The organism is Dermatophilaceae bacterium Soc4.6, from assembly GCA_039889245.1.
Lineage (GTDB): Bacteria > Actinomycetota > Actinomycetes > Actinomycetales > Dermatophilaceae > Lapillicoccus.
Genome location: JAZGVH010000002.1, coordinates 1,116,612 through 1,142,656, shown reverse-complemented (window position 1 = coordinate 1,142,656; position 26,045 = coordinate 1,116,612). Strand labels below are relative to the sequence as shown.

The window sequence follows — 26,045 nt, the reverse complement described above, 5'->3', positions numbered from 1 at the left end:
TTCAGGGGCGCGGCCCGGATCAGGGCCCGGCGCCCCCCTCTCCCGATTTTGTCGATGATGGGACGTTGATCCGTGGATCTCTTCGAGTACCAAGCGCGCGACATGTTCGAGGCGCACGGGGTGCCTGTGCTGGCCGGTGTCGTCGCCGACACCGTCGACGGCGTCAGGAAGGCGGCCGAGGACATCGGCCCCCTCAGTGGCGGGGTCGTGGTCGTCAAGGCCCAGGTCAAGACCGGTGGCCGCGGCAAGGCCGGCGGCGTCAAGGTGGCCAAGAACCCGGACGAGGCCGCCGCCGCCGGTGAAGCCATCCTGGGGATGGACATCAAGGGCCACACCGTCCACCGCGTGATGATCGCGCAGGGCGCGCAGATCGCCGAGGAGTACTACTTCTCGGTGCTGCTCGACCGGGCCAACCGCAGCTACCTCGCGATGTGCAGTGTCGAGGGGGGTGTGGAGATCGAGCAGCTCGCGGTCGAGCGCCCCGAGGCCCTGGCCCGCGTCGCCGTCGACCCCAACACCGGCATCGACGAGGCCAAGGCCCAGGAGATCGTCGACACGGCCGGCTTCGACGCGGAGACCGGCGCCAAGATCGTGCCGGTGCTCCAGCGCCTGTGGGACGTCTACCAGCAGGAGGACGCGACCCTCGTCGAGGTCAACCCCCTGGTCAAGACCACCGACGGCGACATCATCGCCCTCGACGGCAAGGTGACGCTCGACGAGAACGCCGGCTTCCGGCACGCCGACCACGCCGCTCTCGAGGACGTCGCCGCGGCCGACCCGCTCGAGGCGGCGGCCAAGGCCAAGCACCTCAACTACGTCAAGCTCGACGGTGACGTCGGCATCATCGGCAACGGTGCGGGCCTGGTGATGTCCACCCTCGACGTCGTCGCGTACGCCGGTGAGTCCGTGGCGGCCGACCAGGGCCTGTCGACCCCTCCCAAGCCGGCCAACTTCCTCGACATCGGTGGTGGCGCCTCGGCGCAGGTCATGGCCGACGGCCTGGGCATCATCCTCGGTGACGAGCAGGTCAAGTCCGTCTTCGTCAACGTCTTCGGCGGCATCACCTCGTGCGACGCCGTCGCCAACGGCATCGTCGGCGCGCTCGACACCCTCGGTGACTCGGCCACCAAGCCGCTCGTCGTGCGCCTCGACGGCAACAACGTCGAGGAGGGTCGCCGCATCCTTCAGCGACGGAACCACCCGCTCGTCACCATCGAAGAGACCATGGACGGCGCGGCCCGCAAGGCCGCCGAGCTCGCCGCAGCGGCGAAGTAAAGGGCAGGGACCAGTAACCATGGCAATCTTCCTCACCAGTGACTCCAAGGTCATCGTCCAGGGCATGACCGGCTCCGAGGGCATGAAGCACACCCAGCGCATGCTCGCCTCGGGCACCCAGGTCGTCGGCGGTGTCAACCCGCGCAAGGCGGGCGACAAGGTCGACTTCGACGGCGGTGTCACCATACCCGTCTTCGGCTCGGTCGCGGAGGCGATCGAGGCCACGGGGGCCGACGTCACCGTCGTCTTCGTGCCCCCGGCCTTCGCCAAGGCCGCTGTCGTCGAGGCGATCGACGCGGCCATCCCGCTCTGCGTCGTCATCACCGAGGGGATCGCGGTCAAGGACACGGCCGAGTTCTTCGCCTTCTCGAAGGACAAGGGCACGACCCGCATCATCGGCCCGAACTGCCCGGGCCTGATCAGCCCCGGCGCCTCCAACGCGGGCATCATCCCCGCGTCGATCGCCGGGCCGGGTCGCATCGGCCTGGTCTCGAAGTCGGGCACGCTGACCTACCAGATGATGTACGAGCTGCGGGACTTCGGCTTCTCGTCGGGCGTGGGCATCGGTGGCGACCCGATCATCGGCACGACGCACATCGACTGCCTCGAGGCCTTCCAGAACGACCCCGACACCGACGCGATCGTCATGATCGGCGAGATCGGGGGCGACGCCGAGGAGCGGGCTGCGGCCTACATCAAGGAGCACGTGACCAAGCCGGTCGTCGGCTACGTCGCCGGCTTCACCGCCCCCGAGGGCAAGACGATGGGCCACGCCGGTGCCATCGTCTCCGGCGGGTCCGGCACGGCCGCGGGCAAGAAGGAGGCCCTCGAGGCCGCCGGGGTCAAGGTCGGCAAGACGCCGTCCGAGACCGCCGACCTCATGCGCGAGATCATGAAGGGCATCGGCGCGACCGCGACGGCCTGATCGACGCCGCGCCAGCCGCCAGCAGCGGCCAGCGTCCGCGTCCCGGTGCGGAAGAACCCGCCGGGACGCGGACGCAGTTGTGTGCGGGCGGCGCGTCGGCTCGGCTTCATGCCGACCAGCGGCGACGATGGAGACCTCATGAGCCTCCTCGACCGCGCCCTGACCCGCCGACCCGGATCCGTCGGTGGCGACGGTGGCGCCGACCGGCCACGGGTGAGCGGTCTCGCGGTGGAGCTGCTCCTGCCCGGAGCCCGGACGGCGCTCGCGACCTGGCTGCTGCTGGCCCTGCCGGCCCTGCTCGCGTGGGTGGTGGCCCCGCTCTCGAGCGTGTCGTGGCTCCAGGCCCTCGGGGTCGCCTCGGCTGGCTGGTACCTCGGGCACGGTCTGCCCGTCTCGGTGGGCGGCACCTCGGTCGGCCTGGCCCCCCTGGGCCTGACCGCCCTGCTGCTGCTCATGACCACCCGCTCGGTGCGGCGGCTGCTCGACGAGAGCGAGGCTGCCGCTCGGGGGACCACCTGGCCTCGGCTGCTGGTGCGCCGACTGCTGCCGGGCTACGCGCTCGGCTACCTCGCGGTGGCAGTGACGGCCTGGCTCACGACCCTGGCCGGCTCGGCCCGCCCGTCGGTGCTCGTCGTCCCGGCCGCGCTCGGGGTGCCGCTGGTCGCGACCCTGGTCTGCCTGGTGCGCCGACACGGTCGTGGGGAGGCAGCCCCGGTCATCGGTCCACTGCTCGACCGGGCCCCGCGGTGGGTCACCCGGGCCATCGGGCCCGGGGTCTGGGGGGCCGTGCTGCTCGGAGCCGCTGGGCTCGTCACGGTGGTCGTGGCCCTTGCCGCGCGGTGGGGGACGGTGACGGGGCTCCATACGGCCCTCGATGCGGGCGTCGTCGGCGGTGCGGTGCTCGTCGTCGGGCAGCTGCTCGTCGTGCCCGACCTGGCGGTGTGGGCGACGGCCTGGCTCGTTGGGCCCGGCTTCTCGCTCGGCGAGGGGGCGTCCGTGACCCTCTCGGGGGCCCAGCCCGGACTCCTGCCCCTCGTGCCGGTGCTGGGGGCGCTGCCTGCTGGCGGTGAGCTGCCCGGTTGGGTCGTGGGCCTGCTCGCGCTACCCGTGGTCGTGGGCGCCCTCGTGTCCTGGCTGGCCTGCCGCCGCCTGGCTCGGCTCTCGGGCTGGCGCACCAAGCTCGAGACGGCGGTGACGGCCTGTGTCGTCACCGCGCTCCTCGTGCTCGTCGCCAGCTCGCTGGCCAGCGGGTCGCTGGGCGTGCAGCGGCTGCAGCACGTCGGTCCGAACCCGTGGCTGGTCGCTGCCTGTGTCCTCGGCGAGCTGCTCGTCGGCGCCCTGGCCCACCTCGGCGTAGACCGTCTCCTTCAACGCCGCTGACCCGATCCACTCGACGCGGCGTCGACCTACCCGACTCAGGGTGCGCGGGGCGTCGACGCCGTCGACGCCAGTCCGGGATGTCCGTGGGGTGGGCACTCACACCCGACGGGTGCCGGTCGGGCGGCGCAGCCCGGGCTCGCACCGGCCCTCGTGGCTAGTCTCTTCGGTATGCGGGTGACGGCGGTGAGCGCGGATCCCCGCCGGACTGGTGCCCGAGACGTCTGGGCGAGGGCGTTGCTGGGCCCCGCGCTCCTCGGTGTCGCTCTCGGGGCCGTGAACTCGCTGAGCAACGTCTTCGGGTCGGCCTACAGCCCGCACAGCCTCAGCTCGGACGGCATCCCGCCCCTCGAGGTCCTCGGCGCCCTGCTCGGCACCCAGTGGGCGTGGCCGGTGGCGGCCTTCGGCATCGGGTGGTGGACCCGTCGGTCCCTGCTCGGCAGCCTCGCCGGGGTCGTCGGTCTGGTGGCGGCAGACGTCACCTACTACTGGTCCGATGCCGTCAGCGGCTTCAGCGGCGGTCTGGACGTCTTTGCCATGCGCTACTACGCGGTCCTGGCCGTCCCGGCCGGGCGGGTGATGGGCCTGCTGGGTGCCCTGGCGCGACATGAGCACGGATGGAGCCTCGTGCCGGGCCTGGCGGCACCGGCCTTCGTGATCTGGTTCGGCACCCAGACCGGGCCGCTCGTCGTCCTGCCCTGGCCGGAGCGGATCACCGGCGCATTCGTGGTCGTGCTGACGGTCCTGCTGCTCGGGCGCTGGCTGCGTCTCCCCTGGGTCCGCCGGTCGGCTCAGAGCCGCTGAGGTCGACTGCTGTTCTCACGTCGGCCGAGCCCACCGACTCCGAGTCGACCGGGGGGAGGGGCGCCGGTGACCAGGGATGCGGTTGGTCGGGCACGCGTCTGCGGCTCGGTAGGCTGAGGTCCCGTGAGCGCCGAGCACCCCACCCCCCCCGCGCGAGCGGTCGTCGTGCTCGTCTCGGGCTCGGGCACCCTGCTGCAGGCGCTCATCGACGCCACCCACGACCCGTCCTACGGGGTGACGATCGCGGCGGTGGGCGCCGACCGCGAGGGGATCGAGGGGCTGGCCCGCGCGACCCGCGCCGGCATCCCGACCTTCGTCACGAAGGTCGGCGACTACGCCACCCGCGACGAGTGGGACGTGGCGCTCACCGCACAGGTGGCGGCCCACGACCCGGTGCTCGTCGTCTCCGCCGGCTTCCTCAAGCTCGCCGGACCAGCGTTCCTGGCCCGCTTCGGCGGTCGCTTCCTCAACAGCCACAACGCCCTGCTGCCGGCCTTCCCCGGCATCCACGGGCCGCGTGACGCACTCGACCACGGCGTCAAGGTCGCCGGCGCCACCCTCTTCGTCGTCGACGAGGGCATCGACACCGGCGCGATCGTCGCGCAGTGCGTCGTGCCCGTGCTCGACGACGACACCGTCGACACCCTCACCGACCGCATCAAGGACGCCGAGCGTCCCCAGCTCGTCACCTGCGTGGGCCGGATGGTCCGCGACGGCTTCACCATCCGCACGCGAAAGGTCACCATCCCGTGAGCACCCCCGTCCCCTCCTCCGGCGAGACGACCGGCCAGACCACCGACGGCCGCCGCCCGGTCCGCCGGGCCCTCGTGTCGGTCTACGACAAGACCGGCCTGACGGACCTCGCGCTCGCGCTGCACGAGGCCGGCGTCTCCATCGTCTCCACCGGCTCGACCGCCGGCGTGATCGCGGGCACCGGCGTGCCCGTGACGACGGTCGAGGAGCTCACCGGCTTTCCCGAGTGCCTCGACGGCCGGGTCAAGACCCTGCACCCGCGCGTGCACGCCGGCATCCTCGCCGACACCCACAACCCCGACCACCTGCGCCAGCTCGACGCGCTCGGGATCGAGCCCTTCGACCTCGTCGTCAGCAACCTCTACCCCTTCCTCGAGACGGTGCAGTCCGGAGCCACCCCGGACGAGTGCGTGGAGCAGATCGACATCGGCGGGCCGTCGATGGTGCGCGCCGCAGCCAAGAACCACGCCAGCGTCGCGATCGTCACCAGCCCCGAGGCCTACGCGCAGGTGGTCGAGGCGCTCGGCGCCGGCGGCTTCACGCTGGGCCAGCGCCGGCGGTTGGCCGCCGAGGCCTTCGTGCACACGGCGACCTACGACGTGGCGGTGGCCAGCTGGATGGGCAGCGTCCTCACCGACACCGGCGACGGCGCCGCTTTCCCGGCCTGGGTCGGTGCCACGTGGGACCGCCAGTCGGTGCTGCGCTACGGCGAGAACCCGCACCAGCAGGCCGCGCTCTACCGTGGCTGGCGCACCGGCATCGCCTCGGCCGAGCAGCTGCACGGCAAGGAGATGTCCTACAACAACTTCGTCGACGCGGACGCCGCCGTGCGCGCCGCCCACGACCACGGTGACCTCCCGACGGTCGCGATCGTCAAGCACGCCAACCCCTGCGGCATCGCCGTCGGTGACGACGTCGCCGACGCCTATGCGAAGGCACACGCCTGCGACCCGGTCTCAGCCTACGGCGGCATCATCGCCACCAACCAGACCGTCACGCTGGCCATGGCCCGGGCCGCGCAGGACGTCTTCACCGAGGTCGTCGTCGCGCCCGACTACGAGCCCGCCGCGCTGGAGCTGTTGCGGGAGAAGAAGAACCGCCGCCTGCTGCGCCTGCCTGCCGGTATGGAGAGCCAGCGCGACCACATCGAGATGCACCCCATCAGCGGTGGCATCCTCGTGCAGACGGCCGACCGCATCGACGGCGTGAGCGAGGGCGGCGGCGACGACCCGACGCGCTGGCTGCTGGTGAGCGGGGCGGTCGCCGACGAGTCGCTCCTCGCCGATCTCGTCTTCGCCTGGCGCTCGGTGCGCGCCGTGAAGTCCAACGCGATCCTCCTCGCGAAGCACGGCGCCTCGGTCGGTGTCGGCATGGGCCAGGTCAACCGGGTCGACTCCTGCCGGCTCGCGGTCTCCCGGGCCGGGGCCGAGCGGGCGGCCGGATCGGTGGCGGCGTCCGACGCCTTCTTCCCCTTTGCCGACGGGCTCGAGATCCTGCTCGAGGCCGGCGTGCGGGCGGTCGTCGCCCCGGGTGGCTCCATCCGCGACGACGCGGTGATCGCCGCTGCCGACGCGGCGGGCGTGACGATGTACTTCACCGGCACCCGGCACTTCTTCCACTGACCGGCCGCTGCCTGTCCTGGCGCGGGGCGCGGGCGTGGCAGGATGCGCGGGTGACGGCACAGATCCTCGACGGTGCGGCGACCCTCGCGACGATGAAGCAGGAGCTGCGTCGGCGGGTGGACCGCCTGGTCGAGGTGGGGGTGGTGCCCGGCCTGGGCACCGTGCTCGTCGGAGACGACCCCGGCAGTGCGTGGTACGTCGGGGCCAAGCACAAGGACTGCGCCCAGATCGGCGTCGCCAGCCTCCGGTACGACCTGCCCGCCACGGCCACCCAGTCGCAGGTGGAGGCCGTCATCGACGACCTCAACGCCGACCCCGCCTGCACGGGGTTCCTCGTGCAGCAGCCGACCGGCCTCGACGAGATGGCCCTGCTGTCGCGGGTCGACCCGGCCAAGGACGTCGACGGGCTGCACCCCACCAACCTGGGCTGGCTCGTGCTCGGTAAGGACGCGCCGCTGCCCTGCACCCCGATGGGGTGCCTCGAGCTGCTACGCCGTTACGACGTGCCGCTGGCGGGGGCCGAGGTCGTCGTCATCGGTCGCGGCCTGACCGTCGGCCGCCCGCTCGGCCTGATGCTCTCGCGCCGCTCCGAGAACGCGACGGTGACCCTCTGCCACACCGGCACCCGCGACCTCGCGGACCACGTGCGTCGGGCTGACGTCGTCATCGCCGCCACGGGCGTCCCCGGCCTGGTCACGGCCGACATGGTCAGGCCCGGGGCCGCCGTCCTCGACGTCGGCGTCTCGCGGGTCGACGGCAAGGTCGCCGGTGACGTGGCTGCTGACGTCGCCGAGGTCGCAGGGTGGCTCAGCCCCAATCCCGGCGGAGTCGGCCCGATGACCCGGGCGATGCTGCTGCGCAACGTCGTGGCCGCCGCCGAGAGGCAGGCCGGGCTCGCGTGAGGAAGTGGCGCGCCCTGACGGGCCTCGGGCCCTGGTGGCTGGTGGCCCTCGTCGTCGCGGGCGGACTGACCGCGGTCGCGATGGGCCACATCCGCAGCGGAGGCTACGTCGCCGCTGGTGGAGTCGCCCTGGCGGCCGTGCTGCGGGCCGTGCTGCCCGCCCCCCGCGGCGGTGGGCTCGAGATCCGCTCCCGCTGGCTCGACGTGCTCATGCTCGTCGTCGCGACGGCAGCCCTCGTCGCCGTCTTCACCCTCGTGCGGATCAGGATCCCGCCCGTCTGACCAGGGACGGCCGACCATGCGTCGATCCCCTGCCGCGAAGCGCACGGCAGGGGATCGACGACGGTGTGTGGGGGCCCCTGAGGCCTCAGCCCAGGAGACTCAGCCCAGGAGACTCAGCCCAGGAGGCCGAGGCCGCGCACGGCCTCGCGCTCCTCCTCGAGCTCCTTGACGGTGGCGTCGATGCGGGCGCGCGAGAAGGCGTCGATCTCGAGACCCTGCACGATGCTCCACCGTCCGTCCTTCACGGTGACGGGGAAGGAGGAGACGATGCCTTCGGGCACGCCGTACGAGCCGTCGGACAGGACCGCCATCGAGGTCCAGTCGCCCTCGGCGGTGCCCTCGACCCAGGTGCGGGCGTGGTCGATGGTGGCCGACGCCGCCGAGGCGGCGGACGAGGCACCGCGGGCGGCGATGATGGCGGCCCCGCGCTTGGCGACGGTCGGGATGAAGTCGTTCTCGAGCCAGGCCTGGTCGTCGACGGCCTCGGCGGCGTTGCGGCCACCGACCTCGGCGTGGAAGAGGTCGGGATACTGCGTGGCCGAGTGGTTGCCCCAGATGGTCATCTTGCGCACCTCGGTGACGGGCACGCCGAGCTTGGCCGCGAGCTGGCCGATGGCGCGGTTGTGGTCGAGCCGGGTGAGGGACGAGAAGCGCTCGGACGGGATGCCGGCCGCGTTGGTGAGGGCGATGAGGGCATTGGTGTTGGCCGGGTTGCCCGTGACGGTGACGCGGATGTCGTCGGCGGCCACATCGGCGAGCGCCTTGCCTTGCGGGGCGAAGATGCCGCCGTTGGCCTCGAGCAGGTCACTGCGCTCCATGCCGGGACCGCGAGGGCGTGCACCGACGAGCAGGGCGTGGTTGACACCGTCGAAGACCTTGGTCGGGTCGTCACCGATCTCGATGCCCGCGAGGGTCGGGAAGGCGCAGTCGACGAGCTCCATGACGACGCCCTCGAGGGCGGACAGGGCAGGGGTGATCTCGAGCAGTCGCAGCTCGACCGGGGTGTCCGGGCCGAAGAGGTCGCCGCAGGCGATCCGGAAGAGGAGGCTGTAGCCGATCTGGCCGGCTGCGCCGGTGACGGCGACCTTGACGGGTGTGGTGCTCACGGGGTGGGACCTTTCGCACGGGCTGGGGGACCGGCTCGCGCCGGCGCGCATCGAGAACCGTTCGAAACTATCAGCCCAGGTCAGCCCCGCGCGGTGGGGCCCGAGGTGGCGGGCGCTCGATCACTCACCCGGGCCGCCGCCGACGTCGACGTTGCTGCGGTCGATGCCCGTCATGGCCTCGAACGACCACCCGGCGAGCACCGCACCCACCACGGGGGCGACCCAGAAGAGCCAGAGCTGCCCGGGGGCGCCGTCGCCGTTGAAGAACGCGACCGCGGTCGAGCGGGCAGGATTCACGCCCGTGTGCGACAGCGGCAGCGAGACGAGGTGGATGACGACGTAGGCGAACCCGATGGCAAGCGGCTCGAATCCGTTGGGAGAGTAGGAGGTCGTGGCCCCGAGAACGACGATCACCAGCAGGGCGGTCAGCAGGATCTCGGCGAGCAGCACCGCCCCGAGACCTGCGCCGACGGGGGAGTGCTCGCCGAAGCCGTTGGCGTCGAGCTGCCCCGTCGCCTGCGCACTACCGAGGATGCTGCGGGCCATCCCCCACACCACGGCCCCGGCGAGCGCGCCACCAACCACCTGGGCGGCGATGTAGAGCGCGACCTCGCGCAGGTCGTCGAAGCGTCGGGCCGCCCAGAGGCCGAGCGTCACGGCAGGGTTGAAGTGGCCGCCGGAGACGCTCCCGACGGCATACGCCATCGCGACGAACGCGAGGCCGACCGCGAGCGCGATGCCGAGGTTGCCGACCCCGACCTGGGCCGGGGCCGGGTCGGTGATCCCCCCGGAGTCGGTCTGCCGCAGCCCGAAGACGGCGGTGCCGACCCCGGCGAAGACGAGGAAGAAGGTGCCCACGGCCTCGGCGCCGAGGCGCTTGCCGAGGGGGCGGACCAGGGTGGCGGGCGACGTCGGCGTCGCCGCGGCCGCGGGGGGCGCGAGGCTCATGCCGGGAGGCTATCGCCCGCGGACGCCGTGACGGTCGACACGGGTCAGGCGGATCCGACAACTATCTTGACGTCAAGATAGACGATAGGCTGCGACCCTGGACGTCGGCGCCCCCGCGGGCGCGGCCACCACCCGAGATCCCCGCGAGAGCAGGAGCGACACCACCCATGAGCACGATCATCTACACGCTCACCGACGAGGCGCCGCTGCTGGCGACGTACTCCTTCCTGCCGGTCATCGAGGCGTATGCCGCGGCCGCCGGCGTCGAGGTCGAGACCCGTGACATCTCGCTCGCGGGACGCATCATCGCCACCTTCTCCGACCTGCTGCCGCCCGAGCAGCGAGAGGCCGACGCGCTCGCCGAGCTCGGCCGCCTGGCGACCACGCCCGAGGCCAACATCATCAAGCTGCCCAACGTCTCGGCCTCGACCCCGCAGCTCAAGGCTGCTGTCGCCGAGCTGCAGTCGCAGGGCGTCGCGCTGCCCGACTACCCCGACGAGCCCACCACCGACGTCGAGCGCGACGTGCGCGCCCGCTACGACCGGGTCAAGGGCTCTGCGGTGAACCCCGTTCTGCGCGAGGGGAACTCCGATCGTCGTGCTCCAGCCTCGGTCAAGGGCTACGCCCGCAAGCACCCTCACTCGATGGGTGCGTGGAGCGCCGACTCGGCGACCAACGTCGCGACCATGGGCAGTGACGACTTCGCGTCGAGCGAGCAGTCGGTCACCCTCGCGCAGGACGACACCCTGACGATCCGCTTCGTCGGGGCCGACGGCACGACGACGTCGCTGAGGCCGGACCTGCCGGTCCTGCGCGGCGAGATCGTCGATGCGACGGTCATGCGGGCCGCGGCCCTCGACGCCTTCCTCCAGCAGCAGGTGGCGCGCGCGAAGGCCGAGGGAGTGCTCTTCTCCGTGCACCTGAAGGCGACGATGATGAAGGTCTCCGACCCCATCATCTTCGGCCACGTCGTGCGCGCCTACTTCGCCGACGTCTTCGCCCAGTACGGCGCCGAGCTGCTCGCCGCCGGCCTCGACGGGAGCAATGGCCTCGGGGTCGTCCTCGACGGGCTCGCCGGGCTGGAGCACGGAGCCGAGATCAAGGAGGCGTTCGACCGTGGGCTCGCACAGGGCCCGGCCCTCGCGATGGTCAACTCCGACAAGGGGATCACCAACCTGCACGTGCCGAGCGACGTCATCGTGGACGCCTCGATGCCGGCCATGATCCGCACCTCGGGCCACATGTGGGGCGCCGACGGAGCCGAGCACGACACGCTCGCCGTGCTGCCCGACTCCTCCTACGCGGGGGTCTACCAGGTCGTCATCGACGACTGCCGCGCCCACGGCGCCCTCGACCCGACGACGATGGGCTCGGTGCCCAACGTGGGCCTGATGGCCCAGAAGGCCGAGGAGTACGGCTCGCACGACAAGACGTTCGAGATCACCGCACCCGGTCGGGTCGAGGTCGTCGACTCCGCCGGCACCGTGCTGATGACGCACGACGTGCAGCCCGGCGACATCTGGCGCGCCTGCCAGACCAAGGACGCACCCGTGCGCGACTGGGTCAAGCTGGCGGTCACCCGCGCCCGCGCCTCGCAGACCCCGGCGATCTTCTGGCTCGACTCCTCGCGGGCCCACGACGCGCAGGTGATCGCCAAGGTCAACGCCTACCTGCCCGAGCACGACACCGAGGGTCTCGACATCAGCATCCAGACCCCGACCGAGGCGACGGCGACGTCGTTGGAGCGGATCCGCCGGGGCGAGGACACGATCTCGGTCACGGGCAACGTCCTGCGCGACTACCTCACCGACCTCTTCCCGATCCTCGAGCTCGGCACGAGCGCCAAGATGCTCTCCATCGTGCCGCTGATGAACGGGGGCGGCCTCTTCGAGACGGGGGCCGGCGGGTCTGCGCCCAAGCACGTGCAGCAGCTCGTCGAGCAGGACTACCTGCGGTGGGACAGCTTGGGCGAGTTCCTCGCTCTCGCAGCGAGTCTCGACCACCTCGGCACGGCCGAGGGCAACGACCGGGCTCGGCTGCTCGGAGCCGCGCTCGACCGGGCGACCGCGACGTTCCTCGACGACAACAGGTCGCCCGGGCGACGGCTCGGCACGCTCGACAACCGGGGCAGCCACTTCTACCTGGCGCTCTACTGGGCCCAGGAGCTGGCCCGACAGGACGAGGACGCAGCGCTCGCAGCGGCGTTCGCCGAGGTGGCCAACTCGCTGGCCGCACAGGAGGACACCATCACCGGTGACCTGCTCGCGGTGCAGGGGCACCCCGCCGACATCGGTGGCTACTACCGGCCCGACCCGGTGAGGACCGCGGCCGTCATGCGCCCCTCGGCGGCCTTCAACGACGCACTCGACGAGCTCAGGGCTCGCAGCGCCACGCTCTGACCGGGGTCGCCGCTGACCGTCGGCGCACCCGCCTGACCGAGGGCCCATCACGTCGACGGACGTGGTGGGCCTCTCGGCATCGTGCCGGCCGGTGTCTCGGTAAACGAGATACGCGCCCGTCGAGTGGTGCTGGTGGACGGATAGAACCAACTAATTCTTTTTTTCCTACTGATGGCGCTATGCCCGTTATTGAAGTAACGTCCGCGTTACACCCAAGACGGGAGCTCATAGACAATGTTCAAAAAGCTCATGGTGACGGTCACGGCGCTCGCTGCGGCCATGCTCACCCTCACCACCACGGCCGGGACGGCACAGGCAGATCCTGCGATCCCCGGCACCTACAACACGGTCCGACCCACGCGTCTGCTCGACACGCGGGCCGGCCTGGGCACCACGAAGATGCCGCTGGCGGCGGGGGGCACGCTGTCGTTCGACGCCGTCTCCGGCCTTCCCGGCCCGGTCGGCTCGGTCGCCCTCACGGTCACGGTCGTGCGGCCGGCAGGAGGCGGCTTCCTCACCGTCTACCCGACGGGAGTGACGCGACCGCTCGCGTCCACCATCAACTTCGTGCCCACCCGCACGCTCGTCAACTCGACCGTGGTCCCCGTCGGGACCGGCGGCAACGTGAGCGTCTACAACGGGTCCAACGGCACCGTCGAGGTCATCGCTGACATCACCGGCTGGTGGACCGCGGGCACTGTCGACCCGGGCACCGCCGGTGCGGTCAACACGATCTCGCCCGCGAGGCTCTACGACTCCAGGATCTCGCCGGGAGTCCCCGCACGGGCGCGGGTCACCACCAAGGTGCCGGTGCTGGGGCACGGCGGCGTGCCGTCGAGCAACGTCTCGGCCGTGGTCGTCAACGTCACGGTGACCTCACCGAAGGCCGCCGGCTACCTGACCGGTGGCTCCGAGGCCCCGCAGGCCGGCTCCCTCCTGACCGCGACGCTCAGCTTCCAGGCCGGTGCGACCCGCGGCAACATGGCGGTGCTCCCGCTCAACCCTGACGGCACGGTCGCGATCTACAACGGCTCCTCCGGCACCAGCCACATCGTGGTCGACGTCATGGGCTACTTCAACGACGGCCCTCCCGCCGCCGACGGCGCCCTCGTGCCGACCACGGTCTACCGGGCGGCCGACACCCGTCGGGAATCGGCCGGCCCGATCCCCGCGCTGACCACCCGCACGATCCAGCTCCTGCCCAACGACGGCACGGCCCTGATCTTCAAGGCCCTGGCGGTCAACATCACCGTGACCCGCCCGCAGTCGGCGGGGTTCATCACGGCCTGGGACGGTGCGACCCCCCTGCCGCCGACGGCAAACAACAGCTTCCGCTTCGGTGAGGACGCCGCCTCGGCCACGCTCGTGCCGATCAACCCCGACGGCACGATCACGGTCTACAACGGCTCCTTCGGCACCCTCGACGTGGTCGTCGACGTGAGCGGCTTCGTGCTCACCGACCTCACGCTCAACGTGGCCAAGACCGGCGTCGCCAAGGCGAGCACCGCGTCCGTCCTCGCTGACGCGATCGCCCGGGCCAAGGCCTTCGCGGCTCGCCACTGAGCCCTCGCACCACTGCCCGCGGCTCGCTCCCGATCCGCGCGGCCTCGCACCCCAAGCAGGAGGAAACCCATGTATGAAGCTCCTCGTCGAGGATTCCTGAAGGTCGCCGGTGCCGGCGTCGCCGCCGCCGGGGCCGCCTCGGTCACCGCGGCCTCCGCCTCGGCCGCCACGCCCATGACCGTCCCGGCCGGCGCCGAGGGCGCCCTGGTCGCCTACATCACCGACGTCAAGCGGGGCGAGATCTCCGTGATGGTCGAGGGTCGCGAGGTGGTCATCACCGACCACGACCTCGTGGCGCGCCTCGCTCACGCCATCCACGCCCGCACAGGCCACAACCCGGCCTGACCGGTCCTCTTCCCACGACGCGAAAGGCTCCAACCAGCATGTCCTCGCACCGCGAAGCACCAGAGATCTCCAAGGACCCGGCGGCCGACAACACGGACGTCTACGCCTTCGTCGACACCTCGGACCCCACCAAGGTCAACCTGATCGCGAACTTCAACCCCTTCGAGCTGCCGTACGGCGGGCCGAACTTCAGTGAGTTCTCCGACGACATCCTCTACACGATCAACATCGCCAACCGGGGTACCGCCCTCCCCGACATCAGCTACCAGTTCCGGTTCACCACCACGATCCGCAACCCGGCGACGTTCCTCTACAACACCGGTCCCATCACCAGCATCACGAGCACCGCCTGGAACCGGCCGCAGACCTTCACCCTGACCAAGGTGGTGCGGGCCAGCAACGGCGCCGTCACCTCGTCGGTCCTGGGCACCAACCTGCTGGTGCCGCCGTGCAACGTCGGTGAGCGCAGCACGCCCAACTACCAGTCGACCTACGGGTCGGCTGCCGTGCAGAACCTCGGTGGTGGCCGCAAGGTCTTCGCCGGCCCGCGGTCCGACCCGTTCTGGGTCGACCTCGGCAGCATCTTCGACCTCGGTGGGCTGCGACCCCTGAATGCGAACCACCTCATCCCGTTGCCGGTCATGGCGGGGATGAACAACCTGCAGGGGCTCAACGTCCACACCATCGCCCTGCAGCTGCCCATCACCGACCTGTCGCTCGGAGGGACCGTGCCGTCGGACAAGACGGCCCCCACCTCGGTGATCGGCGTCTGGTCGAGCACCTTCCGCAGCCGCGGCCGGCTCTTCGACTCGACGACGGCGAAGTACAAGCCCTTCGGTGACAACGTGCAGGTCTCGCGCCTGGGCAACCCCCTGTTCAACGAGGTCCTCAACCCGATGGCCGTCAAGGACAAGTGGAACACCTCGGTGCCCAGCGCCGACGCGACCTACGTCAACAACGTCGACCAGCCCGAGCTGGCGCGGCTGCTGCCCGTGCTCTACCCCGGGGCCTTCCCGAACCTCGATAACTACAACGGCACTGCGCGGGCCGACCTCGACGCGATCCTGCTGACGGGCATCCCGGCCTCGGTGCTGGGCGGGGCCTTCACGACGTACACCGGCCCGACGAAGGCCGACATGCTGCGGCTCAACCTCGCCGTCCCGCCCACGGCGGCGGGCAGCGAGAACCCCCTCGGGGTGATCGCCGGAGACAACGCCGGCTTCCCCAACGGGCGCCGACTCATCGACGACGTCGTGACGATCGAGCTCCGGGCCGTCGCGGGAGCGACGATCCCGCTGGTCGACCCGACCTACACCGTCGACACCGTCGTCGCCTCGGTGGGTGACGGGTCGAGCTACACCAATGCTCCACTGCTCAACAACTTCCCGTACGTCGCACCGCCGGCCAGCGGCTACCTGACCACCCCGGGCACGCCCGCGGTGAGCGGGTCCCTCCGGGCCCGCAAGGGGGTCCGCGGCTGACCCACCCGCTCGTTGCGTCCGCGTCCCGGTGGGTAACAACCCGCCGGGACGCGGACGTCTGCGGTGACGAGGCGGCGCCGCTGCCCGGGAGATCACGCCCTGAGAGACTGCTGTCGTGAGCGATGCAGCCCCCACGACCGATGCCGACGTCCCGGCCTACTGGCGCTCGTTGGGGCTGCCCGGGCTGGCCGACATCCACGTGCACTTCCTGCCGCCCTCGATGATGGCCAAGGTCTGGGCCTACTTCGACGACGCCGAGCGTCACTACGGCCAGGCCTGGCCGGTGCACTACCGGCTGCCGGAGGACGAGCGGCTCGCTCGCCTCCGGGCGCTGGGTCTGCGCGGCATCCCGTCGCTCACCTATCCCCACAAGCCCGGGATGGCGCGATGGCTCAACGGCTGGTGCGCCGACTTCGCGGCTCGCGTGCCCGATGCCGTGCCCAGTGCCACCCTCTACCCGGAGGACGACGTCGCGGCCTACGTCGCGCAGGCCCTCGCCGGGGGTGCCCGCCTGTTCAAGATGCACGTGCAGGTGGGCGTCTTCACCCCCGACGACCCACGCCTCGACGCCGCCTGGGAGCTGCTCGAGCAGGCGCAGGTCCCCGTGGTGGTGCACGCCGGCTCGGCGCCCAAGCCGGGCGAGCACACCGGTCCGGCGCCCATCGCGAGGGTGCTGCGGCGCTTCCCGCGCCTCGTGCTCGTCATCGCCCACCTCGGGATGAGCGAGTACCACGCCTTCGCCGACCTCGCCGAGGCCCACGCCGGGGTGCACCTCGACACGACCATGGCCGGGACGGACTACGTCGAGGCCATCGCCCCCATGCCCCGCGACTACGTGCCGAGGCTGGCCGGTCTGCGGGACAAGGTCGTCCTCGGTTCCGACTTCCCCAACATCCCCTACCCCTACGCGCACCAGCTCCGGGCGCTCGACCGGCTCGGGCTCGGGGACGACTGGCTCCGAGCGGTGCTGTGGAGCAACGGGGCCCGCCTCATGGGGCTAGACACCGGTGGCACGGCCGATATCGGCGAATCCCCCCCCATTTCCTGACCAAACCTTTACCTTTGACACAGGAGCCGAGAGGGGTCGGCGCCACTGTGTCCACGTCGTGAACGCAGACATCGCCGTCGGCGTGGGGCCGAGGCCGGTAGTGGGAGAGACCATCGTGCGCAGCGCAGCTGGGCGAGGTGCCGCAGGGGCGGCACTCGTCGGAATGACCTTGTCGATCTTCGGGGCCATCGCCCCCTCCGTGGCCGCACCGGCCACGACGACCTTGCCGGCGGGGCCAGCCCTGTCGCTGACCGCTGACACCTCCTGGTGGGGGACCAACGGGCGCGTCGACGACATCGTCTCCGACGGATCGTCCGCCTGGATCGCGGGTGGCTTCGACTACGTCGGGCCCACCACGGGCCGCGGTGTCCTCGTCGACACCGCGACCGGCGCAAAGCTCTCCGGCGACTCGGTCCGGGTGGACGACCCCGTCCGGGCCGCGGTGCCCGACGGCGTCGGCGGCTACTACCTCGCCGGGTCCTTCGTCCGGGTCGGCACGGTGCGTCGCGACGGCCTGGTGCACATCGCCGCCGACGGCAAGATCGACCGCTCCTTCGCCCCCAAGCTGACCGGCTCCGTCTTCACCATGGCGCGCGTCGGTGACGTGCTGGTGGTGGGTGGCGACTTCACTGCGGTCAACGGCACCACCGCGAGCCGGCTCGCCGCGATCGGGTCGGACGGCCAGCTCGTGCCCGGGTGGTACGGCGCGACGAACGGTCCGGTCTACTCCCTGGCCGTGGCCGGTGACTCGGTCTACGCCGGAGGCTCGTTCAGCACGGCCGACGGCGCGAGCCGGGGCAACCTCGCGCGCTTCACGCTGAGCAACGGCGCCCTCGAGTCCTTCAACCCCCGCACCAACGCCGCCGTGCGGGCCATCGACCTGATCCCGGGATCCTCCCGTGACTCCGACAGCATCATCGTCGGCGGCGACTTCACCAGCGTCTCCACCTGGTTGGGTTACCCGCGCAACCACGTCGCCGTCGTCAGCGGCAACAGCTCGCTCAGCTCGTGGGCCCCCGACGTCAACGGCGCCGTGAGCTCGCTGCAGCTGACGCCCGACGGCACCTCGTTCGCCGTCGGAGGATCCTTCACCTCGGTCGACAACACGTCCCGCACCGGGGTCGCGCAGATCGCCACCGGCGGCTCGGTCCTGCCCTTCGACGCTCAGCTGGCCGGGTGCCAGCTGCCGCACGTCACCAAGAACGCCAACCAGTACGTCCCCTGCAGCACCGACGTCTCGACCGTCGGCTTCTCCGACGACGGATCCACCCTCTACGTCGGCGGGCTGTTCACGACGACGCAGGGCGTGGTGCGTCACGACGCGGCGTCCTACGACCTGACCTCGGGCGCGGTCACCGCGTGGGCACCGATGCCCTCGGCCCGGGTCCGCGCCATGCTGCCCCTGCCGGGTGGCGTGGTGCTCGGGGGTGACTTCACCAGCGTGGGGGGGCTCTACCGGCAGGGACTGGCGAAGATCGACCTCGCCACGGGTCAGGCCGACCCGTCCTTCCGCGCCGACACCGACAACCTCATCGTCGACATCGAGCTCGACGCGACCAAGCAGTCGCTGTATGCCGGTGGCTCCTTCCGCACGGTCAACGGACTCGCGCGCAACAAGGTCGTCAAGGTCTCGGCTGCCACCGGGGCCGTCGACCCCGCCTTCCGTCAGGGCGCGAACAAGGACGTCTACTCGCTCGCCGTGCGCGGCGACTCCGTCTACCTGGGCGGCATCTTCACCAAGATCGGACAGGTGACCCGGATGCACGCGGCGAAGGTCAGCGCGGTCACCGGCGCGGCCGACCCCTCCTGGGTCGTCAACACGACCGGGGGTGGGGGCGCCGCCAAGGGCGGTGGCGTCTTCTCGGTCGCCGTGACCGCCGACGCGTCCCGCGTCTTCCTCGCGGGTGGCTTCAACAACGTCAACGGGAGCGGCACGACCGGCGGGATCATCGCCGTGGACGGCGCGACGGGCGCGGTGAACCCCTCTCGGCTCGGCGGGGTCGAGGGCTGCGCCTCGACCGGCACCTTCATCATCCGCCTCTATCTCAGCGATGACGGTCAGCGCCTCTACGGCGGCGACATCTGCCCCGACCGCATCTACCAGTGGGATGCCGTCAACCTGGCCGCGTCGCGCACGGACGGGCTGCTGTGGAAGTCGTGGTGCAACGGCGGTATGCAGGGTCGTCTCGAGGTCAACGGCCACTTCTACTACGGCTCCCACGGTGGGGACAAGGGCAGCGGTGGCCGCTGCTGGGCCTCACCCGCCAATCACACCGACGTCGCCCAGCAGCGCTACATGGTCTTCGACGCGGCCGGCGGCTCGCTGCTCGACTACGCCCCGACGTTCGACACCCCGATGGGGGTGTGGGCCTTCGCGAGCGTGCCGGGCGGGATGCTCGTCGGTGGTGACTTCTTCATCGCCGGTGACCGCCACACCCAGCAGCAGGGGCTGGCCTTCTTCCGGGGCACCCCCTGACGGACGCGTCTCGTCGTCGGGGTGGTGTGGTTTGATCGGCTCTCGAGTGGCAACGGCGCACGTCGAGGAGTGAAGTGGACACTGTGGTCTGGAGCGCTGTCGGCCGGGGGACGGCAACCATGGTTCTCGCCACCGCCGTGGTCGTGGTGGCAGCGATGGTCGGTCCGTCGCGGTCCGATGCCGTCAGCCTGCCGAGCCTCCCGGCCGGCCCTGCGCTGGCCGCCACCGCTGACCCCTCCTGGTGGGTGACCAACGGGCGTGTCGACGACATCGTCACCGACGGCCAGTCCGCCTGGCTCGCCGGAGGGTTCGACTACCTCGGGCCCACCACGGGCCATGCCGTGGTCACCGACCCCTCCTCGGGGCGGCGCACCTCTCCGGCCGGGCTGCAGGTGGACGGCGTCGTCGAGGTGAGCGTGGCCGACGGGGCCGGCGGGTACTACCTCGCGGGCTCGTTCGCTCGCGTCGGCGACCTGCGCCGCGACGGTCTGGCCCACGTGCTGCCCAACGGTCGCCTCGACCGGGCCTTCAACCCCAAGGTGGTGGGCGGCATCCACGCCATGGTGCTGTCGGGGGGCCGGCTGGTCATCGGCGGGGACATCACCAGCGTCGGGGCCACGCCGGTGACCCGTCTGGCCGCGGTCGACACCTCGGGGCAGCTCGTCGCGGGGTGGAGAGCGACTGCCGACGGCTCGGTGCGCGCGCTGAAGCAGGTCGGCGCCAGCCTCTACGTAGGTGGCTCCTTCTCGACCGTCGACGGTGTGCCCCGAGCCAACCTCGCTCGGCTGACCCTGGCCTCCGGTGCCCTCGAGGCGTTCGCTCCGCGGACCAACGGGCCGGTCCGAGCCATCGACGTCGTAGTCGGCTCGACCCGTGACAGCGACGTCGTCGGGGTCGGCGGAGACTTCACCACCATCGCCACCACGGCCGGCACCGCGTCCCGGTCGCGCCTCGCCAGCGTCACCGGGGCGGGCTCGGTGCTCGCCTGGGCTCCGTCGGTCTCCGGCACCGTGTCGGCGCTGGCCTTCTCGCCCACCGGTCAGCAGGTCGCCGTGGGTGGTGGCTTCACCTCGATCGCCGGCGTCCCGCGCACCGGAGTGGCGGTGCTCGGCCTCGACGGCTCCGTCGGTCTCTTCGACGCCCGGCTCGTCGGGTGCCAGCTGCCCCACACCGTGAAGAACACCAACCAGCTGGTGCCGTGCCCCACCGGGGCGACCACTGTCGCCTGGTCGGCCGCGGGCAGCACGCTCTACCTCGGTGGGCTCTTCACCACCACCCAGGGTGCGCTGCGACACAACGTTGCGGCCTACGACGTCGCGTCGGGCGCCGTCACCGCGTGGAGCCCCATGCCGTCGGCGACCGTCCTGACCGTGAACCCGATGCCGCAGGGCGTCGTGGTCGGGGGGAAGTTCACGAGCACCGGCGGCGTCTACCGGCAGAGCGTGGCCAAGATCGACCTCTCGACCGGGCGGGCCGACCCATGGTTTGCTGCCGACACCGACAACATGGTCCTCGACCTCGAGCTCGACCCCGCGCGCACCTCCCTCTTCCTGGCCGGGTCGTTCCGCACGGTCGACGGCGTGACCCGCAACAAGGTGGCCAAGGTCTCGGCCAGGACCGGGGCCCTCGACACGTCCTTCACGGTGGGCGCCAACAAGGACGTCCAGTCGATCGCCGTCCGAGGCGACTCCCTCTACCTCGGAGGCCTCTTCACCAAGATCGGTCAGGATCCGCGGTCGCATGCAGCCAAGGCCAGCGCCGTGACGGGCGCGGCCGATCCGACCTGGCGGGCCGACACCAGTGGTCCAGGCGGAGTGTGGAAGGGCGGGGCGGTTTTCAGCGTCGCCGTCTCCGCCGACGCCTCGCGGGCCTTCCTCGCCGGCGGTTTCACGACCGTCAACGGGCAGTCGGTCGACGACGGGATCATCGCGGTCGACGGTCTCACGGGAGCGGTCAACCCCTCGCGGCTCGGGGGTCTGCTCCAGCTGCCCACGGTCAGGTGCGCCAGCTCCTTCATGACCAACCTCCAGCTGAGCGACGACGGGAAGCGGCTCTACGGGGGCGACCTGTGCCCCGACGGGATCTATGCCTGGGACGCCGTCGGCCTGGCGACCACCCGCCCCGACGGCCTCCTGTGGACCACGTGGTGCAACGGCGGGATGCAGGGCAAGCTCGAGGTCGGCGGCCGCTTCTACTTCGGGTCGCACGGTGGCGACCGTGGGCGAGGGGGCTTCTGCTGGGTCTCCCCGTCCAACCGCACGTCCGTGGTCGCCTCGAGGGCCATGGCCTTCTCGACGGGCTCGGGCGAGCTGGAGGACTGGGCTCCCTTCTTCGACAGCCCCATGGGCGTCTGGGCCTACGCCGTCGTCCCGCAGGGGCTGCTCGTCGGGGGCGACTTCACCGTGGCGGGCGACCGCAGCTCACCGCACCAAGGTCTGGCGCTCTTCCGCGGCACCCCCTGACGTCATCGGGTTCGGCGGACCCGCATACCGTCGGGGGGTGAGCGACCCCGCGGCCGTCGACGCCCTGCCCCACCCGGCCGCCAGCGGCACGTCCGGGGTCGGCAGTGGCGTGGTGCTGGCGGCCTCGAGCGCGGCGTCGGTGCAGTTCGGTGCGGCCCTGGCCGCTCGGCTCTTCCCGGTCGTCGGTCCGCTCGGCACCGTCGGCCTGCGTCTGTCTGCGGCGGGGATGGTGCTGACCCTCGTCATCCGGCCGTGGCGTCGTCGCTGGAGCCGGGCCGAGCTGGGGGCGGCGGCCGTCCTCGGGCTGGTCTTCGCCGCGATGAACACCTCGCTCTACCTCGCCCTCGACCGGCTGCCCATCGCCACCGTGATCACCCTGGAGTTCCTGGGGCCGCTGACCCTGGCCATCGTCACCGCCGGCGGGTGGGCGGTGCGGGTCTGGGCCCTGCCCGCCGCAGGCGGGGTGGCGCTGCTCGGCGGTGGTCTCACGGCGGGCGACCTGGTCGGGGTCGTCCTCGCCCTCACCGCAGCAGCCTGCTGGGCGGCCTACATCGTGGTCAACGGACGGATCGGCCGCACCGGCACCGGCCTGGCGGGCCTGACCGTCGGCACCCTGGTGGCAGCCCTCATCGTGGTCCCGGCCGGGGTGGCGTCGGCCGGCACGGCGCTCCTGCACCCGGCCGTGCTGGCGACCGGGCTGGCCGTCGGCGTCCTCTCGAGCGCGCTGCCCTACAGCTTCGACCTGCTCGCGCTGCGCCGCCTGCCCACTGCGGTCTTCGGTGTGCTCACCAGCCTGAACCCCGGGATGGCCGCGCTGGCAGGGTTGCTCGTCCTGAGGCAGGCCCTGGCGTGGCCGTCGCTGCTCGGCATCGGGTTGGTGACCGTCGCCAGCGCAGGAGTGACCCTCGCGCCCCTCGCACGACGCTCCGGCCCTCCGGGCTGAGGCGGCTCAGCCGAGGCCGCGCACGCGCCGCAGAGAGGTCTCGGGGTTCACCGTGCGGGGTCAGGACTCGCGCCCTGCCGGCGGGCCGGCGGTGACGGTGAAGCAGTCGGGTTCGCGCAGGTCGCGGGCCACGAAGGCGGCGGTCACCGCAGCCTCGACGGCCTCCGCGGCGTCGGCCCGCACGAGAGCGATCGCCGAGCCGCCGAAGCCGCCCCCGGTCATCCGGGCGCCCAGCGCGCCTGCCGCGACCGCGGTCTCGACGACGAGGTCGAGCTCGACGCACGACACCTCGTAGTCGTCGCGCAGGGAGGCGTGCGAGGCGAGGAAGAGCTCACCGACTGCGGCGAAGTCGTCGGCGCGCAGCGCGGCGACACACTGGTGGACGCGCTCGATCTCGCGCACGACGTGGCGCACCCGCGCCCGGGCGACGCCGTCGGCCAGCCGGCCCAGGGCGTCGTCGAGGGTGGAGGGGTCGACCTCGCGCAGGGTCTCGACGCCGAGGGTCGAGGCTGCGGCCTCGCAGGTGGCCCGGCGGTCGGCGTACTGGCCGTCCACGAGGGCGTGCTCGGCCCGGGTGTCGACCACCACCAGGGACAGCCCGTGGGCAGCGAGATCGAAGGGCACCGGGGTCACCTCACCGGTGCGGCAGTCGAGCAGGGTGGCGTGCGCAACGACCGAGCGCAACGAGGCTGCCTGGTCCATGCCGCCGGTGGGCGCGAGGGCGATGTCGTTCTCGGCCCGCTGGCACCACGACGCCAGGGTGGCGCGGCCAGCGTCGTCGGCGAGCAGCCCGAGGCCCAGCAGGTCGCTCGCGGCGGCGGCCACGCAGCACTCGAGGGCTGCCGAGCTCGACAGCCCCGAGCCCAGGGGCACGTCGCTGGTGAGGTGCACGTCGGCTCCGGGGAGGGGGTGCCCCGCCTGGCCGAGCGCCCAGGCGACGCCGGCGACGTAGGACGCCCACCCACCCGGGCGCTCGGGGGAGATGTCGTCGACGCGCACCTCGACCACCTCGAGGGTGTCGACGCCCGGCAGGGGCTGGCCCGGTCGGTCGCTGCTGACGCGCAGGAGGCCGTCGTCTCGCAGGCGGACCGCAGCCCGGGTGCGCTGCGGGAGGGCGATCGGCAGCGCCAGCCCCCCGTTGTAGTCGGTGTGCTCGCCGATGAGGTTGACCCGCCCGGGGGCGCCCCACACCCCGGACGGCTCGCCGCCGACCACCGATCGGAAGCGCGCGGCAGTCGTGGGGGCGTCAGGCACGGGCCCCACGCTACCGACCGTGGGCCCCGCGTCGGGCGAGCTGCCCGCCCCGCGGCGCGTCGGTCGGGCGTCGGTGTCCGGCCAGACCCGTGTTGTCCCCCTCTGGCCACCTGACACAATGGCCGCCATGTCTGCAGCCCGGGTCGACGTCGACTCCGACCCCGACTCCAGTCCCGGCTCCGGCGCCCAGGTGATGGGGGTGTCCATACCGGTCCCCGCGCCCTGGGGCGAGCACCTGCAGGCCAAGCGCGCGTCCTACGGTGACCCGCTGGCGGGGCTCGTGCCGACCCACGTCACCCTCCTCGGGCCGACCGCCGTGGCGGCGCAGGAGATCGACGACCTCATCGCCCACCTGGTCGCGGTCGCCGAGTCGGTCGAGCCGTTCACCATGGTGCTGCGCGGCACCGGCACCTTCCGCCCGGTCTCCGACGTCGTCTTCGTGCAGGTGGCCCGGGGCATCTCGGGGTGCGAGCTGCTGCAGCAGGCGATCGCGACCCCACGCTGGGCCGGCGAGCACCTCACCTACCCCTACCACCCGCACGTGACCGTGGCGCACGACGTCGACGAGCGTGCCCTCGACCTGGCCTTCGACGACCTGGGCGACTGGTCCGCAGCCTTCGAGGTGACGAGCTTCCACCTCTATGCGCGAGCGGTCGACGGCACCTGGACGTCACGTCGCCGGTTCGGCCTGGGCGGGGTCCCGGACACCTCCGCGTCGGAAGCGAGCACCCCCCGATGAAGAGCCTCCTGAAGCCGATCATGGCCGTGTGGACCAGGATCCAGGCCACGAAGGGGTGGAAGGCGTGGAGCCGCTTCGGTGAGTCGCGGGGCAACCTGCTGGCGGCCGGCATCGCCTTCTACGGCTTCTTCTCCGTCTTCCCGGCGGCCGCTCTGGCGGCCGCGGTCTTCGGTCTCGTGCTGCGTGGGCGTCCCGACCTGGTCGCCAGCCTCACCACCGCAGCCAGCTCGTCGCTGCCCGGGGTGATCAAGACCAGTGCGCGCCCCGACGGGCTGATCGCGCTGTCGGCTCCGTCGGTCTCGGTGGTGACGGTCAGCGGTCTCGTCGGTCTCGTGGGCCTGGTCCTCGCGGGCACCGGCTGGGTCGGGGCGCTGCGCGACGGCATCCGCACCGTGTTCGGCATGTCGGGCGCCCCGGGCAACGTCGTCACCGTCAAGCTGCGCGACCTCGGTGTCTTCGCCTCCCTCGGTCTCGCGGTCGTGCTCTCGGCCGTTCTCACGAGTGCGAGCGGTGCGCTCGGAGGCATCTTCGAGGGGGTGCTCGGCGCCACCCTGAGCAGGCTCGTGGTCGGGGCGGTCGGCATCCTGGTCGGGCTGGCCGTCGACTTCGGCGTGATGCTCGTGCTGTTGCGTGTGCTGTCCGGTGTGCCACTGTCCTATCGCGACCTGCGGGCGGGCGCCCTCGTCGGGGCGGTCGGGCAGGGCATCGTCAAGATCTTCGCCGTGGCCCTGATCGCCAACGCCACCAAGAACCCCCTCCTCGGCTCGGTGACCCTCGTCATCGGCTTGCTCTTCTGGCTCAACCTCATCGCCAAGCTCATCCTCGTCGGGGCGGCCTGGGCCGCCAACGACGCCGAGGTCGAGCTCTCGCGGCTCGAGGCGCTGACCGGTGAGTCGGTCAGTGACGACGAGGTGCGTGCCTATGCCGTGCGCACCGGTCGCGACGCCGCTCTCGGCTCGCTCGCCCCGGCTCCGCCACCCCGGGGCGCCCTGTCGGTCGTCACCCCGACGGGGGCCCCGGCCATCGCCGCCCGCCGGGGTCAGCTCCCCCGCGGGCGCGAGGCCAGGATCGCCGCGGCCGACGCCCGCGCGTCCGAGCGGCTGGCCGCGGCCGACACCGCCTCGAGGCGCGGCCGGGCGACGGCGGGGCTGCCCGACTTCGGTCAGCGGGCCCAGGACCGTACGACGATCACCGCGGGCGCGGTGCTCGGGGCGACGGTCGCGATCGCGCTCGCCTCGGCGGGTCGCACGCTGCGCGCCGTGACGAGTCGCCGGGACTGACCCGGCGGTCGGCGGGCGAAACCCGCTGGAAACAGGGCCCTCGTATGCTCCGGGGCAACGGC

Annotated in this window: 21 protein-coding genes; 18 read left to right on the top strand and 3 right to left on the bottom strand. The window is 71.9% G+C overall.

Features of this window, described 5'->3' with window-relative positions:
- The first annotated feature begins 72 nt into the window (after positions 1-72).
- The 8 genes from sucC to V3N99_05245 all read left to right on the top strand — a co-directional run bounded on the left by sucC (position 73) and on the right by V3N99_05245 (position 7,939).
- The gene (gene sucC, locus V3N99_05280) at positions 73-1,275 is read left to right on the top strand and encodes an ADP-forming succinate--CoA ligase subunit beta (GenBank protein MEO3936158.1); all 1,203 of its coding nucleotides are present in this window, start codon (positions 73-75) and stop codon (positions 1,273-1,275) included.
- Positions 1,276-1,294: 19 nt separating this feature from the next.
- Entirely contained in the window at positions 1,295-2,200 is a 906-nt protein-coding gene (sucD, locus tag V3N99_05275; GenBank protein ID MEO3936157.1) for a succinate--CoA ligase subunit alpha, read from the top strand.
- A gap of 138 nt (positions 2,201-2,338) precedes the next feature.
- The gene (locus V3N99_05270; protein ID MEO3936156.1) at positions 2,339-3,580 is read left to right on the top strand and encodes a DUF6350 family protein; all 1,242 of its coding nucleotides are present in this window, start codon (positions 2,339-2,341) and stop codon (positions 3,578-3,580) included.
- A gap of 150 nt (positions 3,581-3,730) precedes the next feature.
- Positions 3,731-4,381, top strand: coding sequence for a DUF6518 family protein (locus tag V3N99_05265; protein ID MEO3936155.1), 651 nt, complete (start codon positions 3,731-3,733; stop codon positions 4,379-4,381).
- 123 nt (positions 4,382-4,504) lie between these two features.
- On the top strand, positions 4,505-5,134 hold the full coding sequence (purN, locus tag V3N99_05260; protein ID MEO3936154.1) for a phosphoribosylglycinamide formyltransferase: 630 nt from the start codon (positions 4,505-4,507) through the stop codon (positions 5,132-5,134).
- Positions 5,131-6,756: a bifunctional phosphoribosylaminoimidazolecarboxamide formyltransferase/IMP cyclohydrolase gene (purH, locus tag V3N99_05255; GenBank protein ID MEO3936153.1), complete on the top strand. Its 1,626-nt coding sequence runs from the start codon at positions 5,131-5,133 to the stop codon at positions 6,754-6,756. The genes purN and purH overlap by 4 nt, the downstream gene beginning before the upstream one ends.
- A gap of 50 nt (positions 6,757-6,806) precedes the next feature.
- Complete coding sequence (locus V3N99_05250; GenBank protein MEO3936152.1) at positions 6,807-7,658, top strand: bifunctional methylenetetrahydrofolate dehydrogenase/methenyltetrahydrofolate cyclohydrolase; 852 nt, start codon at positions 6,807-6,809, stop codon at positions 7,656-7,658.
- Positions 7,655-7,939 carry a DUF3017 domain-containing protein gene (locus tag V3N99_05245; GenBank protein MEO3936151.1) on the top strand — a complete coding sequence of 95 codons (285 nt, stop codon included), beginning with the start codon at positions 7,655-7,657 and terminating at the stop codon, positions 7,937-7,939. The genes V3N99_05250 and V3N99_05245 overlap by 4 nt, the downstream gene beginning before the upstream one ends.
- Before the next feature lie 113 nt (positions 7,940-8,052).
- Here V3N99_05245 and V3N99_05240 read toward each other — a convergent pair whose 3' ends face one another.
- Together V3N99_05240 and V3N99_05235 are read right to left on the bottom strand one after the other, a co-directional pair.
- Complete coding sequence (locus tag V3N99_05240) at positions 8,053-9,045, bottom strand: malate dehydrogenase (GenBank protein ID MEO3936150.1); 993 nt, start codon at positions 9,043-9,045, stop codon at positions 8,053-8,055.
- A gap of 120 nt (positions 9,046-9,165) precedes the next feature.
- Entirely contained in the window at positions 9,166-9,993 is an 828-nt protein-coding gene (locus V3N99_05235) for an aquaporin (GenBank protein MEO3936149.1), read from the bottom strand.
- Positions 9,994-10,160: 167 nt separating this feature from the next.
- On the opposite strand from V3N99_05235, the gene V3N99_05230 reads away from it, so the two are divergent.
- From V3N99_05230 to V3N99_05195, 8 genes are all read left to right on the top strand, one after another.
- Positions 10,161-12,392, top strand: a complete 2,232-nt coding sequence (locus V3N99_05230) for an NADP-dependent isocitrate dehydrogenase (GenBank protein ID MEO3936148.1) — start codon at positions 10,161-10,163, stop codon at positions 12,390-12,392.
- 249 nt (positions 12,393-12,641) lie between these two features.
- Positions 12,642-13,955, top strand: a complete 1,314-nt coding sequence (locus V3N99_05225) for a hypothetical protein (protein MEO3936147.1) — start codon at positions 12,642-12,644, stop codon at positions 13,953-13,955.
- A gap of 69 nt (positions 13,956-14,024) precedes the next feature.
- Positions 14,025-14,300, top strand: coding sequence for a hypothetical protein (locus tag V3N99_05220; GenBank protein MEO3936146.1), 276 nt, complete (start codon positions 14,025-14,027; stop codon positions 14,298-14,300).
- Between the two features lie 38 nt (positions 14,301-14,338).
- On the top strand, positions 14,339-15,781 hold the full coding sequence (locus tag V3N99_05215; GenBank protein MEO3936145.1) for a DUF4331 domain-containing protein: 1,443 nt from the start codon (positions 14,339-14,341) through the stop codon (positions 15,779-15,781).
- A 115-nt stretch (positions 15,782-15,896) separates the two neighbouring features.
- Positions 15,897-16,829 carry an amidohydrolase family protein gene (locus V3N99_05210; protein ID MEO3936144.1) on the top strand — a complete coding sequence of 311 codons (933 nt, stop codon included), beginning with the start codon at positions 15,897-15,899 and terminating at the stop codon, positions 16,827-16,829.
- A gap of 163 nt (positions 16,830-16,992) precedes the next feature.
- A complete protein-coding gene (locus V3N99_05205; GenBank protein MEO3936143.1) occupies positions 16,993-19,305 on the top strand; it encodes a hypothetical protein in 2,313 nt (770 codons plus the stop codon).
- 119 nt (positions 19,306-19,424) lie between these two features.
- Positions 19,425-21,767: a hypothetical protein gene (locus V3N99_05200; GenBank protein ID MEO3936142.1), complete on the top strand. Its 2,343-nt coding sequence runs from the start codon at positions 19,425-19,427 to the stop codon at positions 21,765-21,767.
- A gap of 37 nt (positions 21,768-21,804) precedes the next feature.
- Entirely contained in the window at positions 21,805-22,710 is a 906-nt protein-coding gene (locus tag V3N99_05195) for an EamA family transporter (GenBank protein MEO3936141.1), read from the top strand.
- Positions 22,711-22,770: 60 nt separating this feature from the next.
- Here the strand turns inward: V3N99_05195 and galK are convergent, their stop codons facing one another.
- Positions 22,771-23,964 carry a galactokinase gene (galK, locus tag V3N99_05190; GenBank protein MEO3936140.1) on the bottom strand — a complete coding sequence of 398 codons (1,194 nt, stop codon included), beginning with the start codon at positions 23,962-23,964 and terminating at the stop codon, positions 22,771-22,773.
- Positions 23,965-24,091: 127 nt separating this feature from the next.
- On the opposite strand from galK, the gene V3N99_05185 reads away from it, so the two are divergent.
- Positions 24,092-24,703, top strand: coding sequence for a 2'-5' RNA ligase family protein (locus tag V3N99_05185; protein MEO3936139.1), 612 nt, complete (start codon positions 24,092-24,094; stop codon positions 24,701-24,703).
- Positions 24,700-25,983 carry a YhjD/YihY/BrkB family envelope integrity protein gene (locus V3N99_05180; protein MEO3936138.1) on the top strand — a complete coding sequence of 428 codons (1,284 nt, stop codon included), beginning with the start codon at positions 24,700-24,702 and terminating at the stop codon, positions 25,981-25,983. Before V3N99_05185 ends, V3N99_05180 begins: the two co-directional genes overlap by 4 nt.
- Positions 25,984-26,045 lie beyond the last annotated feature (62 nt).

What these genes read in the sequence shown, in the direction of transcription:
- V3N99_05185 (MEO3936139.1), top strand. Translation starts at nt 24,092, where the DNA reads ATGTCTGCAGCCCGGGTCGACGTCGACTCCGACCCCGACTCCAGTCCC.
- V3N99_05270 (MEO3936156.1), top strand. Translation starts at nt 2,339, where the DNA reads ATGAGCCTCCTCGACCGCGCCCTGACCCGCCGACCCGGATCCGTCGGT.
- V3N99_05230 (MEO3936148.1), top strand. Translation starts at nt 10,161, where the DNA reads ATGAGCACGATCATCTACACGCTCACCGACGAGGCGCCGCTGCTGGCG.
- V3N99_05225 (MEO3936147.1), top strand. Translation starts at nt 12,642, where the DNA reads ATGGTGACGGTCACGGCGCTCGCTGCGGCCATGCTCACCCTCACCACC.
- sucD (MEO3936157.1), top strand. Translation starts at nt 1,295, where the DNA reads ATGGCAATCTTCCTCACCAGTGACTCCAAGGTCATCGTCCAGGGCATG.
- V3N99_05215 (MEO3936145.1), top strand. Translation starts at nt 14,339, where the DNA reads ATGTCCTCGCACCGCGAAGCACCAGAGATCTCCAAGGACCCGGCGGCC.
- V3N99_05235 (MEO3936149.1), bottom strand. Translation starts at nt 9,993, where the DNA reads ATGAGCCTCGCGCCCCCCGCGGCCGCGGCGACGCCGACGTCGCCCGCC.
- V3N99_05220 (MEO3936146.1), top strand. Translation starts at nt 14,025, where the DNA reads ATGTATGAAGCTCCTCGTCGAGGATTCCTGAAGGTCGCCGGTGCCGGC.
- V3N99_05205 (MEO3936143.1), top strand. Translation starts at nt 16,993, where the DNA reads ATGACCTTGTCGATCTTCGGGGCCATCGCCCCCTCCGTGGCCGCACCG.
- V3N99_05200 (MEO3936142.1), top strand. Translation starts at nt 19,425, where the DNA reads ATGGTTCTCGCCACCGCCGTGGTCGTGGTGGCAGCGATGGTCGGTCCG.
- V3N99_05180 (MEO3936138.1), top strand. Translation starts at nt 24,700, where the DNA reads ATGAAGAGCCTCCTGAAGCCGATCATGGCCGTGTGGACCAGGATCCAG.